Source organism: Pseudoalteromonas caenipelagi (genome assembly GCF_013140855.1).
Classification (GTDB): Bacteria; Pseudomonadota; Gammaproteobacteria; order Enterobacterales; family Alteromonadaceae; genus Pseudoalteromonas; species Pseudoalteromonas caenipelagi.
Genome location: NZ_JABBPG010000001.1, coordinates 585,388 through 601,182, shown reverse-complemented (window position 1 = coordinate 601,182; position 15,795 = coordinate 585,388). Strand labels below are relative to the sequence as shown.

The following is a 15,795-nucleotide window of genomic DNA, read 5'->3' as shown; positions in this document are numbered from 1 at the left end:
TATGACGTCATTATGACACCGGTGTCAGTATAGGTCAATCACTGAAACCGTTGCAAAAAAGTTTACCTGTGAGTGTTTTTTGTTCTTTATCAAAGCCTCAGCAATGGGCTCAATACAAAATATAATGAATTATACGTTTATATCTGTAAGTCACTAATACATGCCAAAGCGCATAATTTAGCATCTTAGCCTAGCTGGGGTATAATGACCGAGAAATACATATACTCACAATATTGTAGTTACCGAGGAGGAAACTAAATGCAAGTTGCATTAGTTGGTTTAGGTGTGATGGGTAAAAACCTCGCGCTGAATCTTATTGAAAAGGGGTTAACACTAGTTGCCTATGACACGAACCCCGACGCAGGCGCTGAGCTATTAAGCTGTGCTCAATCTTTGGGCTTAGCCGAGCGTTTACACATAGTTTCAGATCTCGGTGATATGGTTCGACGCCTAGAGTCGCCACGCTCAATTTTACTATTGGTTCCAGCTGGCGAATTAGTTGATAGAGTGTGTGTTGACTTAATTGAAGCGGGCGTGTCAAAAGAGGATATCATTGTTGACTGTGGTAACAGTAATTACAAAGACGGTATCGCTCGTAAATTGAAGTATCAGAATAAATTCGAATTTGCCACTATGGGCATTTCAGGCGGTGCTGAAGGGGCTCGTCATGGTCCTGCAATGATGGCAAGTGGTTCAGAAGGTGGCTGGGAGCGTGTCGAGCCATGGTTTGAAAAAGTTGCCGCCAGTTATAATGGTGACTCGTGTTTCGCGCGTGTTGGTCAATCAGCCAGTGGTCACTTTGTGAAAATGGTGCACAATGGTATTGAATATGCGCTGATGCAATTGATCGCTGAAACATATCAGCTATTGCGCCATGGTACTGGACGCTCTCCGAAGGAAGTTGCAGCAATTTTTGAACAGTGGTCACAGGGCACTTTAAATAGCTATTTGCTATCTATTTCTAGTCATATTCTTAGTCTTGAGACGACAGGAACTGAACCATTGGTCGATTTAATCGATAATAAAGTTGGCGCAAAAGGGACTGGTCTTTGGACGGCGCAAAATGCGCTGGAGCTTGGTATAGCTGTACCTTCGTTGGTTGCTGCTGTGCAAGCAAGGCATTTAACGAATACCATTGATACTCATGCTGCTAAAGAAATGACGTATGCAAGTAAAGATACTGTTGCCATTGATGTTGACTTAGATGAACTCAAAGAAGCGTTTTATTTGGCAAGTTTACTTTGCTATCGACAAGGTCTTGCTTTGATAAAAGGGGCATCTCGTGCACATCAATGGAAAGTTGATTTAGCTAAAACGCTACAAACTTGGCGTGCTGGCTGTATCATCAGAGCCGACTACCTTGACGATATTGCACAGGGTGTTGAGTTTATCGATACACTGGAAAAAGAAGCGTCGTCACTTCGTAAAGTGACAGGGCTTGCGATTGCCAGCGGTTTGGCATTCCCAGTGCTTTCGTCAACGCAAACCTATATAGCAACATTGAGTACACCAAGCAATGGACATTTGGTGCAAGCTCAGCGAGATTATTTTGGTGAACATGGTATTAAAACCCACAGCGGTGAGACTTGTCATTTGACTGACTTGGTAGAGATAGACGCTAAGGTACGTTAATCTGCATAACGACAATATGGGTCAAAAAAACAGCCGACTTATTGTCGGCTATTTTTTTGCTACAAGATAATACCAATTTTACCTTGTCAGCTCGCCACGCAGATTATCTTGCATAAGATGTCTAACTGTTTCTAGCTCTAGTTTTTGGCTAAATAAATAATGTAATTTTGCAATACAGGCCTCTATGGTCATATCAAAGCCACTCAATACACCGCTATTGAGCAGTGCATTACCAGTTGCATAGCCACCCATATTGACTTGACCTTGAATACATTGAGTTAAATTAATAACCACCACTCCGCGCTCACTGGCGGCTTTCAATGCGGCTAGAAAGTTAGGCTGCTGAGGGGCATTACCAACACCAAAACTCAGTAAAATTAAAGCCTTGATGTCACTGTTGATAACGCTGTTGATGATTTCGTCACTGATCCCTGGATACAAATACAAAATCCCTATGGATTGGTGCACAATGTTTGTCACTTGCAGTGCTTGTTCTACATATGGACTGAGCTTACCTTCTTTCAACTGTATATTGATACCGGATTGGGCAAGAGGTTGCAGATTGGGTGAAGCGAAAGCATCAAAACCATCAGCGTGGGCTTTAGTGGCACGGTTGCCTCTAAACAGTTTGTTATTGAAGAATAAGCTTACTTCCGCAATAGGGTAGTTAGCTGCTAAATACATGGCGTTGAGTAAGTTAACCTGACCGTCAGAGCGCAATTGAGACAGTGGGATTTGAGAGCCAGTAACAATCACAGGCTTAGTTAAGTTTTCAAACATAAACGACAGCGCAGATGCGGTATACGCCATGGTGTCGGTACCGTGTAGCACTACAAAGCCATCGTATTGGTCATACTTTTTTTGAATGTCATCGGCAATCATTTGCCAATGCAAAGGAGACATATCGGATGAGTCAATTAGGGGACAATATTCATGAATATCGAATAAAGGCATTTCTTCACGAGTGAACTCAGCATTATTTTTTACTGTTTCAGTCAGGTAGCCTTCAGCGGGGATATAGCCACGACTTGACTGCTTCATACCAATAGTACCGCCAGTATAAGCGATGTATATTTTTTTTCTTTTCATAAAAAAGCCCAGAATATATTCTGGGCTAAGTATACCAACTGCAGCATCACATTGGCAGTTAGAAAGTCACTTCGCAGACTAGGCAGCGAACATAGGTGCCGTTTGGATCATTAAACTCATTAAGTAACGACAAGTTTTGCTTCACTTGTGACGTAATTGGCGCTAAATATCCATTTGTTAAAACATTTATAGCAGAGTTTGTTGATACCCCAGCAAGCGCAGCTTGCACGGTTGCTGAACCGAAAATCTCACGAAGTAGCTGCTCTTTCTCTGATAGCTCTTGCTCAATCGTGATCACATCATAAAAATCTAAGTTAGCTAGTTTAGCGGCAGCTTTAATCGCATCTTCCTTATAACCTAAGTTATCAATTAAGCCGAACTCTTTTGCTTGTGTTGCCGTCCAAACGCGACCTTGCGCAATTTTATCCACAGCGGCTTTGTCCATATTGCGCTCTTTTGCAACTAAGGAGATAAATTTGTCATACGAGTTTTCTACGCTTAGTTGGTAGATATCTTTAATTTGAGGGTCAACGCCGCGAGCAATAGAGATTGAATTAAGCTCAGTAGTAGAGACGCCATCTGAGTGAATGCCAAGCTCTTTTAAAGAATTTTCAAAGGTCAAGATTGCGCCAAACACGCCAATAGAGCCTGTGATGGTGCTAGGTGCAGCCCAAATTTCGTTAGCTGACGCTGCAATCCAATAGCCACCAGAGGCAGCAACAGAACCCATTGACGCTACAACAGGCTTACCTGCAGCTTTGATTGCAATAATTTCATTACGGATTGTTTCTGAAGCGAACATACTTCCGCCACCAGAGTCTATACGCAGAACAACGGCTTTAACTTTGTCATTTAAACGCGCTTTTTTAAGAAGTGCTGCGGTTGAATCGCCGCCAATAGTACCTGCTTTTCGCTTACCATCTTCAATTGAGCCACGCGCTACAATAACAGCGACTTTCTCAGATACTGGATTTTCGAACTTCACAGGAGGTTTAATCATATCTAAGTATTTGTAGAATGAAATCTGCTTAAACGTTTTACCGTTTTTATCAACACCCACTAAGTCAATTAGCTCTGTTTGTAGTTGCTGATCAGTCTTAAGCTCATCCACCCACCCGTTTGTAAGCGCATATTGAGCAAAGTCGCCTTGTACTGCTTGCATTTTTGCTTGATAGCTATCTAACGTTTCATCAAAGGTGTCTTGATTAAACTGACGTGCTTCACTTATCTCTTTCTTATATTGTTGCCACAGTTCCCCAAGCCATAAACTGTTCGCTTCTTTTGCGGCATCAGACATATCGTTACGAATAAGGGGCTCTATGGCTGATTTGTATGTACCAACGCGGAAAATATGTGGTGTGACTTTCAACTTGTCTAATGCGTCTTTGAAGTACATTGGGTAAGATGAAAAACCTTTTATTTTGACGCCGCCGTATGGGTGCAGTGAAATATTATCGGCATGTGATGCCAAATAATATTGTGCTTGAGAGTAGTAGGAGCCATGTGCGATTACTTTTTTGTTAGCAGCTTTGAATTGGTCTATTGCTTGGCTAATAACTTCAAGTTTATCTAGGTGTCCACCATGTAAGTTTTCTAAATCTAGTAATAAAACTTGAATACGGTTGTCGACAGTTGCTTTATGAATAACTTTTAAAACGTCATCTAATAATATTTCGTTTGGTTGATCACCAGAATCTCGTAAGTCGTTTAGCGCAGCATCAAGAGGGTCAACATAGGTAAGCTCTTCAACTAAAAAACCATTAAGATTGAGCCGCAATACACTGTTGTCTGACACAGTGATCTTTTCACCACTACTAAATGCAGCGACTAACGCAGCGACTATTATCACGAAAAAAATCAAGTTCAATATTAGGCGGCGTGAAAAGTTCAGGCCGTGCCACAAGGCTTTAAAAAATTTACCAATTAGATTCAAAACATATCCTCATAAAAGAACTGCCTACTATTATATGGAATTATCATAACTCAGTTTGTATTGCTGTGTTAGGACAAAAACGTAACGAAGTATTTAAACTTTCCTGTTTGACTAAAAAGCAAGCAAAAAAGCTTGTAAAGTAAAAGGTTAAAAGGGGAGTAGTCTTTGTAAACAATTAATTTACTGACTGTTGAGCTTGCTAATTTGAAAAAAATTGTTAATGTTGCACAGGTTAGACCAGTTAGTTGGGGCAGATAATGTTAGAAAAACAATTAGAATTAAAACACACAGCGCTTAGAAACCGTTTAGTAATGGGTTCGATGCATACAGGATTAGAAGAAGGATGGCATAATCGCAAGAGGCTAAGTGCGTTTTATGAGGCCCGAGCCAAAGGCGGTACAGGGTTATTAATCACAGGCGGTTACAGTCCAAACCTACGTGGTAAGTTAACACCTATTTCGTCTTCGTTTAACTCTTTTTACGATGTGATAAAGCATAAAGCTTATACCAATGCTGTTCACAAGCACGGCGCAAAAATTTGTTTGCAATTATTGCACGCAGGCCGCTATGCATATCATCCGTTTAACGTAGCACCTAGTGCTATTAAAGCGCCTATCAACCCTTATAAACCCAAAGCAATGTCAAAAGGTATGATTAAAAGTACCATCCAAGACTTTGCTCATTCAGCTAAGCTGGCGCAAAAGGCGGGTTATGACGGCGTGGAAATTATGGGCTCAGAAGGCTATTTAATTAACGAGTTTATGGCTAACCATACCAATAAACGTAATGATGAGTACGGAGGTACGCTGGAAAATCGCATGCGTTTAGCTATTGAGATAGTTAGGGCGGTACGTGCCGTTGTATCTGATAAGTTTCTCATCATTTTTAGATTATCTGTCATGGACCTGATCCCAAATGGCTCAACGCCACAAGAAGTGACATTGCAAGCTAAAGCGTTAGAAGCTGCTGGAGTAGATATTTTAAATACTGGTATAGGCTGGCATGAAGCGAGAGTACCGACAATTGCTAGTATGGTACCTCCGGGGGCGTTTAAAGAAGCATCAAAACGCTTGAAAGATGTGGTCGACATCCCCGTTATAGCGGTTAACCGCATTAATACACCAGATATAGCGAATGATATTTTAAATAACCAAGAAGCTGATCTGATCTCTATGGCCCGACCGTTATTGGCCGATCCTGAGTTTTTTAATAAATATGCCGCTAACCACAGTGAACAAATCAACATTTGCATTGGTTGTAATCAGGGGTGCTTGGACCACGTGTTTAAAAACAAGCGTGCGACGTGTTTGGTCAACCCACAAGCGGGTTATGAATTGGATTACCCTCTTGAGAAAACGGATAATAAGAAGCGTGTGCTAGTGGTTGGTGCGGGCCCAGCAGGTTTATCGGCAGGTTACTATTTAGCAAGCAAAGGTCATAAGGTCAGAATTATCGATAAAAACGCTGAACCAGGTGGACAGTTTAACTTAGCGATGCGGATCCCAGGTAAAGAAGACTTTAAAAAGACATTGGCTTATTATCTATCAGAATTGTCGCGCCTTGAGGTTAAAATCGATCTTAATACATCGTATGAAGACTCTATGTCTAATGACTATGACGATGTGGTATTTGCCACTGGCGTGAGCCCTCGATTATCAAATATTGAATGTAGTGATGGTAAACGGGTGTTTGCTTATGATGAAGTGATCCGCAAAGACGTCGAGTTGGGTGACAAAATAGCAATTTTAGGTGCTGGTGGCATTGGCTTTGATATGGTTGCCTTTTTAGCTGAAAAACCAGAACAATCTATCGAAGAGTTTAAGCATCACTGGGGCATCGAATGTGAGCCACAGCTAATTAAAGACCCACGAAAGCTTTACATGCTTAAACGCAGTGCAGGTCGCTTTGGCAGTGAGCTTGGCAAAACGACAGGTTGGATCCACCGCCAAGTTGCAAAGCAGCATGAAGTAGAGCAATTGGCTGAGTGTGAATACTTGGCTTTTTCAAACAAAGGCTTGTTAATTAAACAGGCTGGCGAGGAAAAATGGCTAGACGTAGATACCGTCATTGCTTGTATTGGCCAAGTATCTAACGATAAGCTATTCGATAAGGAAAGTTTGCCTTCGAATCACCATGTTATCGGTGGGGCTAAACTAGCCAGTGCAATTGATGCAAAACGTGCTATTTATGAGGCGTTGCAAGCGGCTCGTTTAATTTAAAATATGCTAACTGCATTTAGTTTGTAATAAACAAACGTAAAGAGCGGTCTAGACTAATAGTTAATATCATCAATTATTAGATAGGCCGCTTATGCACCACACCCTTTATAAAACCTACCACTTACTTTTTTCAAAAATACGTATTTTTGACGGCTTACCCGCTTTAATAATGAGGCTTATCGTCGCACCCGTGATGATAATTGCAGGTTATAACAAACTGAACATTGCCAATGATAACATCGGTTTTCCTAATAACTTACTGGCCGATCAAAATGTTATCTCATGGTTTGGTAATGAACAGTGGGGGTTGGGGTTGCCTTTTCCTGATGTTTTAGCCTTTTTAGCTGGATGGAGTGAGTTTTTGGGGGGCTGGTTACTGCTTATTGGCTTATTGACTCGGCTTGTTAGTATTCCTTTGTTGTTCACTATGTTTATTGCTGCGACTAGTGTGCATTGGGAGAATGGTTGGTTTTCGGTAGCGCCAAGCAACCCACAAACGAGTGCCGCACAGGTGTTTAACTGGCTTGGATTTTCTGCAGCCCAAGAGAGCTTGAATAACAGTGAGCAAGTGGCTGAACGACTAGATAAGATCAAGTCCTTAGTTAAAACCCATGGTTATCCTGATTACCTATATGAAAAAGGCAATGTTGTTATATTAAACAACGGAATAGAATTTTCGGCTATTTATTTTGCTATGTTGCTCAGCTTATTGTTTAGCAGTGGTGGTCGTTTTCTCAGTATTGACTATTGGTTAAAGCGACACTTTGACAATAGGTTTGAAAATAAAAGAAAAAACGTGTCATAGATAGCTGACGAATGCGTACGATGGTATCCTCTTGGCAATAAAAATAGATTTTAAGGTAATAAAAAAATGGATGCCATCGAACTCCTTACGACCCGTCAATCAGATAGCAATTTGTCTTTTCCTGGCCCATCTGCCGCGCAACTTGAAGTGATAAAAAAAGCGGCTCTCAAAGTGCCAGATCATGGTGGTTTAACGCCTTGGCGGTTTATTATTGTGGCAGATGATGCACGCGATAAATTAGGTGAAATTTACTACCAAGCAGCTGTCGCAGAAGAGCAAGATGAAAGAACAATTAGTCGTGCAAAAGCATTACCTCAGCGTGCGCCTATGATTATTATTGCAGTTTCTCCTTATCAAGAGCACCCAAAAGTCCCCCGTATTGAACAAATTGAAAGTGCGGCTTGCAGTGTATTTGCTATGCAGCAGGCGGCATTTGCACAGCGTTTGTCTGGTGTTTGGAGAACAGGTTATTTTGCACAAAGCCCAACGGTAAAATCTCTGCTAGGGTTAAATGAGCAAGATGAAATAGTTGGCTATCTATATTTGGGAACGCCTACTGTGGATTGTACGAAACCAGTACGACACACTCCAGACACATTTTTTACTGAGCTTTAAAGGGTTTTTGCTATGTCACTGCATGTTATTGACCATCCATTAGTACAACATAAACTAGCGCTACTACGAGAATATGGGATCAGCACCAAAAGCTTTCGGGAATTAGTAAGTGAAATTGGCACGTTACTTACCTACGAAGCCACCAAAGACCTGCCTTTGCAAGCTAACCTCATTAAAGGCTGGCAAGGTGATAGTATTGAGGTAAATAAACTGCAAGGTAAAAAGATCACGGTTGTGCCTATTTTACGCGCAGGGCTGGGCATGATGGACGGTGTAATGGAATTAATACCGTCAGCTAAAGTGAGCGTAGTAGGGCTCCAAAGAAACGAAGAAACGCTTGAACCGGTGCCATATTTTGAAAAACTGGTTGGCAAAATTGAACAGCGCTTAAGTCTGGTCATAGACCCTATGCTCGCAACGGGGGGCTCGATGATTGCTACCATTGATATGCTCAAAAGCGCTGGGTGTACGCATATTAAAGCCATTGTTTTAGTCGCAGCACCTGAAGGTGTAAAAGCGACATTAGAGGCGCACCCTGATATTGAAATTTATACAGCAGCCTTGGATAGCCACTTAAATGAGCACGGCTATATTGTACCTGGCCTTGGTGATGCGGGTGATAAGATCTTTGGTACTGTGTAGATTAGGACATAACTTCGTTAGGAATTAGCAAGTATGCACTGCAAACTCGTCGATGTGTTTAGTAAGCACAAACTGCAAGGTAATGGTTTAACTATCTTCTATGACTTTGATGAGCCACTAGACAAGCGCAAGATGCAGGCTTGGACGCGGGAAATGCGCCAATTTGAGTCGATTTTTATTAACACAAATGCACATCCTTACCGCGCTTGGATCTTTACCATGGAAGAAGAACTAGATTTTGCTGGGCATCCACTATTAGGCCTGACTTATCATCTGCATGAAAGTATTGCTACGCCACAGCAGCAATGCAATTGGTCTATTGCGCTAAATCACACTGTGGTCGAACTTTCGAGTTTATGGGAAGGCAAGCACTTCAAAGCGTCAATGCATCAAGGAGCCCCTGAGTTTATTGCGACCCTCAGTTCAGCGCAAGCAGAGCCGTTTTACGAAGCGCTTGGTATTGGTCATTTACAACCCCATGATTATCCGGCTCAAGTGATAACAACGGGGCTGCCTTATCTGGTAGTGCCCATTGAACATGGTTTGAGTAAAGTGGCATTTAAAACCACAGAGCTTGAAACCATGCTCGAGAAGTATCAAGCCAAATTTTTATATCTAGTTGATATTAATAATTTTGAAGGTCGAACGTGGGATAACCGAGGCTCCGTTGAGGACATCGCCACGGGCAGTGCAGCAGGGCCTGTTGCGGTGTATTTGTTTGAACATGGCTTAACAACCAATAAAAAGGTAACGATTAAGCAAGGTCGTTTTGTTGACAGACCAAGTGAAATCGACGTTGAGCTTGTTCACGAACGAGGTGAGATCACGGACGTGATTGTCAGTGGATACGTTACCAAAGTGGGTTCTTTTGTTCCCGAATGACAGCAGTCTAGTTAGTATGAGAGCGAATGTGATTAAGGTTGTATTACGAGTGTTAATTTGGCCTGCAGCCTTTATTTGGTTTGGGATAAGCTTAGTGAGCGTATGGGTGTTTATTCGTGATTTAGACTTAAGTATGGGCGCTATTTTAAGTCTTGTTTTCGCTATTTTAGGTCTGTTGTCTTTGTTAGTCATGTCGGTTAGTGCACTGAAATATCCAAATATCTCTTTATTACATATTGTTATATCGCAGCTTGGGTGTGCTGTTTTGGGCTTTGTGATGTATCAGGGCTTATTTAATCAACCCATGATGGTGCTCAGCGGATTATCCTTGCTGCTTGCGTGCTCTGTATTGAGTATTGATTTTATTTTGACGCGTTTGAATTAAATTTGCGGACTGGCGAGCTTTGCAGCTGTACAAGTTTTTAAAAAGAACTGTATTAGCGCCTAGATTTATTCCATCTCCCAGTCGCTAGTTTTAGTAACTTTATGAATTTCGGACACTCAAAATGGTCGGTAGAAGGGCAATTAGCTGCATGGCGAAGACTATCTTGCATCAACGTAAGTTGATTGATTTGAGCCTCTATCTCATCTGCTTTTGAAAGCAACAAACTTCTATTAACCTTCATATTGCCATGCAATAGCATCTGTTTAATCTCATCAAGGGATAACCCTGCTATACGCCCTAATGAAATAAACGCGAGTTTTTCAACGATATCATTGGCAAATACTCTTTTTAAACCATTGCGACCAATCGATTTTATTAATCCTTTTTCTTCGTAGTAACGCAGCGTAGATGCGGGTAGGTTTGAGCGTTTTGCTGCTTCCCCAATATCCATAACTAATGGCCTTGACTTAAAGTTGACTTGAAGTAGTAGCATGGTCGCACAAATAACAATGAGTAACCAAGAGGAATTACCAATGTGGGATCAAAGATACAGTTCAGAACGGTACGTGTACGGTGAGCAACCCAACGACTTCTTAAGAGACATGGTACAACTTTTACCAAAAGGAAAAGTACTGAGTATTGCGGAAGGCGAAGGGCGTAATGCCGTATTTCTTGCAAAACTAGGCTATAAAGTTATCGCTGTTGATAGCTCCGCTGTTGGTTTGACAAAGGCACAAAAGCTTGCAAGGCGTCATAATGTCTATATTGAGTGCATTCATACAGATTTAGCCGAGTTTGAGTTTGGCGAAAATCAATGGCATGGCATTATTTCAATATTTTGCCCGTTGCCGTCGACAATACGAAAGTTAGTTTATCAAAAGGTAGAGCAAGGGTTGGTGAATGGTGGTGTGTTTTTAACCGAATCTTATACCCCTGATCAGCCTAGATATGGAACGGGAGGTGGAAGCTGTATCGATACGATGCAAACCAAGGCAACATTAACGCAAGAACTACCGAATCTAAAATTTAACCATCTTGTAGAGCTAGAAAGAGAAGTTATTGAGGGTGATTTTCACACAGGGTTAGGTGCTGTGGTGCAAGCGATTGCAACAAAGAATAGTTAAATTTGCAAATTAAAGGATGAAAAGCAAACAAGCACTGTTGAAATAATCTCGATTGTGCAAAAACGGGCCGTAACTATTTTAAGAGGGAGTAACACTCGTTAAAAAAGTCTCATTTTGCACAACTAAAGCACAAATTTTTGCCTAGCTAGCGACAAGATTTTCTTGCCTTAAAATAGGCTGCTTAGTTAAGCCGATTGGCATTAAAAACCAGAAGTTGGCTTGATTAGCAAAGTATTGCTCATCACAGGCGTTTTGCTGAGTTTCTCAACAAGCAATTATTTTGTGCCTGCTAGTTTTTAGTCGCTGGCTTTGAAAGCCACAGAGCGAGTTTTTCAATTACTTTTTGAGCGACGATGGGTTTAGTGAGGTAGTCATCCATTCCAGCATCGAGGCACTTTTGTCTATCCCCCTGCATAGCATTTGCGGTCATGGCAATAATAGGAATAGATACCATCGCTTCGCCACAGCTACCATTTCGAATATTTTCCGTTGCTTGATATCCATCCATTTGTGGCATCTGGCAGTCCATTAGAATTATACTAAATGGTTCTGTATCAGCTTGGGTACGAATTTTTTCAAGCGCTTGTATACCGTTTGCTGCAATTTGAACTTCAAGGCCAATGTTTTGTAACACCTTTAGTGCAACAAGCTGGTTTATTTTGTTATCTTCCACAAGCAATACGCGAGTATTGTCAGCCCAATTAAATTCGCATACATTAGTGGAGGAATCCTTAATCAATTGATTCAAATTATTCTGTTGTTCAACGATTGACCTAGCTTTGCGATTCGAGGCTGATAACACATGCAAAAGAGATGTTTGGGTAACCGGCTTACACAAATATTGTTCAGTGTCAGAGTTATGTTCTTGACTATGTTGGTAGTAATCTTCAAACTCGGTCATCGCAACAAATTTTACAGGTGTAAAGCGTACATCTTTTTGTAGTTTATCCGCAAAAGATCTATTTTGGATATTTAATAACCCCTTATCATAAAAAACGATATCAAAAGGCTGGCAGTTTTCTAGGTGGCTGAGATTGTGTTGTTCAAGTATGTTTAGAAGGGAGGCGAGCTGATCAGCCTCTGTTACAGTCACACCCCAGCATTCAAGTTGATTTTTAATTGCTTTACGCGATGCTGTGTTACAGGTTGCAATGAGTACGTGTAGCTTCACTTCATCAAACTGATATATTCTTTTAGGTCCTGCTAGAGTAACTTCGCAAGTCACCGTAAAGCGGCTGCCGATCCCTTCATCGCTTACCACTGATACATCGCCATTTAGCATCTGGCATAACCGTTTAGTGATGCTTAAACCAAGTCCTGTACCGCCATATTTACGTGTGGTTGATGCATCTACTTGGCTAAAAGAGTCAAATAATGAAGCGAGTTTGTTTTTTGGGATTCCAATACCTGTATCAGAGATCTCGCAGCTCAAAATATAACGGTTATTACGAACTATCGGAATAAGCTTAGCTACGATGGTAACTTCGCCTCGCTCGGTAAATTTGATAGCGTTACTAATAATGTTGCTTAGAATCTGTCTTATGCGGTTTGGATCTGAACGCAAAATAGGAGTGTGTATGTCGACCAAGTTAAGCACAATTTCAATGCCTTTACTTTGCGCTGTTAATGCCATTGATTCGGTAAGTGTTTCTAAAAGTTTCACAAAATCAAACTCAATGCACTCTAGTTCTAGCTTATCAGCTTCGATTTTAGAAAAGTCTAAAATATCGTTGATTAGCGTTAGAAGAGAGCCTGCACTCGTACTTGCAATATCTATCGCATGTTTTTGTTCAGGGCGAAGTGAATCTGATTTTAGAAGTTCTAACATTCCAATGACGCCATTCATCGGAGTTCTAATTTCATGACTCATGTTTGCGAGAAAATCTGACTTGAGTTGGGTTGCTTCTTCAGCTTTTACCAACGCAGTAGCTAAATCCTTTGCTTGTGCAGCTAAAGATGCTGTTTTCTCTGAAACTTGCTTTTCGAGCTGAGCTACAAATTGTTTTTGTCTATTGATCTCCAATCGCTGCAAACGAGTTCTTAGATAAATAACCACAAAGACAATAGTGCTAATGAATAATAGATAGAAAATATAGGCCCACCAAGTTTGCCAAAATGGAGGTGCAACGTGCAGGTTTATGGTGAGTAATTTATTTCCCCACTCGCCGTTACTATTAGTAGCCTTAACTAAAAACCGATAATCTCCGCCATCAAGGTTTGTAAAAGTAGCCATATTACGATTACCGATCTCTATCCAGTGCTTATCGTATCCCTCCAGTTTATAAGCATATTGATTTTTTTGAGGGGAGATAAAGTCAAGAACTGAAAACTCAAGAGAGAATACATAGTCTAAATGAGATATCTCAATGTCAGTGATATAGGAATAGGGGAGATCAAGGGAAACAGCTTGGCCCATTATATTAAAGCCAGTCAAAACAATATTTGGGTCAATAACATCGGATCGTAGTGAGTTGGTGCTAAAGTATTCTACACCTCTAGGACTACTTGTAAATAAAGTTGTATTTGCACCTTTTACTAAGCTACTAGGGTAGTAATTGATGCCCAATAAACCATCTTGACTATCAAAGTTTTTAACCGTTTGATTGAAAGGATTAAATCTAGAAATGCCTTTATTTGTGGTTAGCCATAAGTGGCCCTCATCGTCATCCGAAATAGCTCTGATTAAATTGGTAGGTAACCCATGTTGTTCGTTAAAGTGTTGAAAGCTATGTGACTCGGGTTGATACAAGTTGAGTCCCTTTTGGGTCGCAATCCATATTTTGCCATCACTTACTTGATGGATGTCTTGCACAATACTGCCCAAAAGACTGTCAGATTGATATTGATTACTTTTTAGAGGTAAAAAGCGCTGTTCATTTTGTAGCCAAATATTAATGCCATCTCCAGTGCCAACCCACATATTGCCGTCTTGATCTTTAAATATTTCGAGAACTTCAGGGTGAGACAAACCAGCTGCAGTACTTAAGTGGGTGAACGAGTTACGGTGTGGATTGTATAAATACACCCCGTTTTTATATGTGCCTATCCAAATATGACCATTTGTGTCTTGGCTCAATGCCTTAATTTCCCTAAACTCTTGGTGCTTCGGATCATCTTTGGGATATGTCACTAACTGAACGCTATTTTTAATAAGATCAAACTTGGCTAAGCCTTCGTCTTGAGCGACCCATAATAGGTTGTTATCGGCTAAAAATAGAACTGGTCGTTCTAATAGGCGGTTATTGTTGAAGCCATTTTTTTCATTAAAAACAGCACCTGATAATTTGCTTAGTCTTTGCTCCCCCGAGTGCCACTTAAAAATTTCAGACTTTGAGTTCGCAATTAATATATCACCGTCTTTATCGGGTAAAATTCCGTTGGGAGCGCTTAGCTCAGGATGTTTTAGTGACTTGAATTTTCTATGCCGTACAAGTTTGTATATACCATGTACTTCGTTTGTGATCCAAAGTGTTTTGGCACTGTCTTCAAAAATAATTCTTAAGCCGTTATTATGAGCAAGGTCTAACTGTTCAATTTTATCAACAGCACTGGAGTACCTGAATACACCATTGCTGGTTACGAACCAAATAAAACCTTCGCTATCTTCTATCATCGAATTTACTTGGCCTAAGCTCTCACCATTAGGTGCGCTAATAGGTGTAAAGTTCGTTGAGTCGGTATCAAAAACAAATGAGCCTTTTTGGGTGCCCACATATATTGTTCCATCACTACTTTTTAAAATATGCCTAATTTCGTTGGCACCTGTAGGTGTATTGTTTGTAGGGTCTGGTAAATAGTATAGGAAGGTGTTTGACAGCTTATTGTAGAGGTTTAAACCATAACTAGTCGCGACCCAAATTGAGTGTTTATCATTATCTTCTATGTCCCAAATTCGATTGTGAGTAAGAGCAGAATTATCTTGCTTAAGATGGCCGAATCTACCGTCACCTAAATAACGATTTAATCCTTGATCGTAGGAGCCAAGCCAAATAATGCCCTCTTGATCATGATGTAGTGATTGGATCCTGTTTGCGGAAATCGAATCTGTTCGTTTAGGGTCATGAAGAAAGTTTGCAAATTTTCCTGTTTTGGGGTCGTATCGATTAGCGCCTCCTCCCCAGGTACCAATCCATATATTGCCATAATTATCTAGCATGAGGTTGCCAGCATCATTATGAGAGAGCGTATTTTTGCTCATACTATCAAATTCAAACAGAGTGACTTTGCGTCCGTCAAAACGCATAACCCCATTTTCAGCAGTACCAAACCAAAGCAACCCTTGATGATCCTGGATAATAGAATATATTTCAGAAGAAACAAAACCATCTTCTGCTGTAAGCCTTTTTACTGAATACTCATTGACTAAAAAAGGAGATTGGGCGAAAGAGCTTTTGAGATACAAGATCGCAAACAATAGCATTGCGTATATAAAAAATTTAGTCATAAGCTCTTTCATCAAATAGTATTGT

Annotated in this window: 12 protein-coding genes; 8 read left to right on the top strand and 4 right to left on the bottom strand. The window is 40.8% G+C overall.

Going from position 1 to position 15,795, the window contains the following annotated elements:
- The first annotated feature begins 258 nt into the window (after positions 1-258).
- On the top strand, positions 259-1,632 hold the full coding sequence (gene gnd / locus HG263_RS02540) for an NADP-dependent phosphogluconate dehydrogenase (RefSeq protein ID WP_171624503.1): 1,374 nt from the start codon (positions 259-261) through the stop codon (positions 1,630-1,632).
- Positions 1,633-1,710: 78 nt separating this feature from the next.
- Here gnd and ansA read toward each other — a convergent pair whose 3' ends face one another.
- Positions 1,711-2,721, bottom strand: a complete 1,011-nt coding sequence (ansA, locus tag HG263_RS02535; RefSeq protein WP_171624502.1) for an asparaginase — start codon at positions 2,719-2,721, stop codon at positions 1,711-1,713.
- 58 nt (positions 2,722-2,779) lie between these two features.
- Positions 2,780-4,654, bottom strand: a complete 1,875-nt coding sequence (gene sppA / locus HG263_RS02530; protein WP_171624501.1) for a signal peptide peptidase SppA — start codon at positions 4,652-4,654, stop codon at positions 2,780-2,782.
- 257 nt (positions 4,655-4,911) lie between these two features.
- Between sppA and HG263_RS02525 the strand changes: the two genes are divergently transcribed.
- The 6 genes from HG263_RS02525 to HG263_RS02500 all read left to right on the top strand — a co-directional run bounded on the left by HG263_RS02525 (position 4,912) and on the right by HG263_RS02500 (position 10,202).
- A complete protein-coding gene (locus HG263_RS02525) occupies positions 4,912-6,873 on the top strand; it encodes an FAD-dependent oxidoreductase (RefSeq protein ID WP_171624500.1) in 1,962 nt (653 codons plus the stop codon).
- Between the two features lie 91 nt (positions 6,874-6,964).
- On the top strand, positions 6,965-7,678 hold the full coding sequence (locus HG263_RS02520; RefSeq protein WP_171624499.1) for an HvfX family Cu-binding RiPP maturation protein: 714 nt from the start codon (positions 6,965-6,967) through the stop codon (positions 7,676-7,678).
- A 66-nt stretch (positions 7,679-7,744) separates the two neighbouring features.
- The gene (locus tag HG263_RS02515; RefSeq protein ID WP_171624498.1) at positions 7,745-8,293 is read left to right on the top strand and encodes an NAD(P)H nitroreductase; all 549 of its coding nucleotides are present in this window, start codon (positions 7,745-7,747) and stop codon (positions 8,291-8,293) included.
- Positions 8,294-8,305: 12 nt separating this feature from the next.
- Positions 8,306-8,935, top strand: a complete 630-nt coding sequence (upp, locus tag HG263_RS02510; protein ID WP_171624497.1) for a uracil phosphoribosyltransferase — start codon at positions 8,306-8,308, stop codon at positions 8,933-8,935.
- Positions 8,936-8,968: 33 nt separating this feature from the next.
- Positions 8,969-9,817 (top strand): PhzF family phenazine biosynthesis protein, encoded by an 849-nt coding sequence (locus HG263_RS02505; RefSeq protein ID WP_171624496.1) that lies wholly within the window; start codon positions 8,969-8,971, stop codon positions 9,815-9,817.
- A 28-nt stretch (positions 9,818-9,845) separates the two neighbouring features.
- The gene (locus HG263_RS02500) at positions 9,846-10,202 is read left to right on the top strand and encodes a hypothetical protein (protein WP_171624495.1); all 357 of its coding nucleotides are present in this window, start codon (positions 9,846-9,848) and stop codon (positions 10,200-10,202) included.
- Positions 10,203-10,254: 52 nt separating this feature from the next.
- Here the strand turns inward: HG263_RS02500 and HG263_RS02495 are convergent, their stop codons facing one another.
- The gene (locus tag HG263_RS02495; RefSeq protein WP_171624494.1) at positions 10,255-10,653 is read right to left on the bottom strand and encodes a helix-turn-helix domain-containing protein; all 399 of its coding nucleotides are present in this window, start codon (positions 10,651-10,653) and stop codon (positions 10,255-10,257) included.
- 40 nt (positions 10,654-10,693) lie between these two features.
- Here HG263_RS02495 and HG263_RS02490 point away from each other — a divergent pair, with 40 nt between their 5' ends.
- On the top strand, positions 10,694-11,326 hold the full coding sequence (locus tag HG263_RS02490) for a class I SAM-dependent methyltransferase (RefSeq protein ID WP_246239854.1): 633 nt from the start codon (positions 10,694-10,696) through the stop codon (positions 11,324-11,326).
- 289 nt (positions 11,327-11,615) lie between these two features.
- Here HG263_RS02490 and HG263_RS02485 read toward each other — a convergent pair whose 3' ends face one another.
- Complete coding sequence (locus HG263_RS02485; protein ID WP_246239853.1) at positions 11,616-15,770, bottom strand: hybrid sensor histidine kinase/response regulator; 4,155 nt, start codon at positions 15,768-15,770, stop codon at positions 11,616-11,618.
- Between the last annotated feature and the right edge of the window lie 25 nt (positions 15,771-15,795).

Bases quoted from the DNA above. Each gene is read 5' to 3' on its own strand.
- gnd (WP_171624503.1), top strand. From the start codon at position 259: ATGCAAGTTGCATTAGTTGGTTTAGGTGTGATGGGTAAAAACCTCGCG.
- ansA (WP_171624502.1), bottom strand. From the start codon at position 2,721: ATGAAAAGAAAAAAAATATACATCGCTTATACTGGCGGTACTATTGGT.
- HG263_RS02525 (WP_171624500.1), top strand. From the start codon at position 4,912: ATGTTAGAAAAACAATTAGAATTAAAACACACAGCGCTTAGAAACCGT.
- HG263_RS02520 (WP_171624499.1), top strand. From the start codon at position 6,965: ATGCACCACACCCTTTATAAAACCTACCACTTACTTTTTTCAAAAATA.
- HG263_RS02515 (WP_171624498.1), top strand. From the start codon at position 7,745: ATGGATGCCATCGAACTCCTTACGACCCGTCAATCAGATAGCAATTTG.
- upp (WP_171624497.1), top strand. From the start codon at position 8,306: ATGTCACTGCATGTTATTGACCATCCATTAGTACAACATAAACTAGCG.
- HG263_RS02505 (WP_171624496.1), top strand. From the start codon at position 8,969: ATGCACTGCAAACTCGTCGATGTGTTTAGTAAGCACAAACTGCAAGGT.
- HG263_RS02495 (WP_171624494.1), bottom strand. From the start codon at position 10,653: ATGGATATTGGGGAAGCAGCAAAACGCTCAAACCTACCCGCATCTACG.
- HG263_RS02490 (WP_246239854.1), top strand. From the start codon at position 10,694: ATGGTCGCACAAATAACAATGAGTAACCAAGAGGAATTACCAATGTGG.
- HG263_RS02485 (WP_246239853.1), bottom strand. From the start codon at position 15,770: ATGACTAAATTTTTTATATACGCAATGCTATTGTTTGCGATCTTGTAT.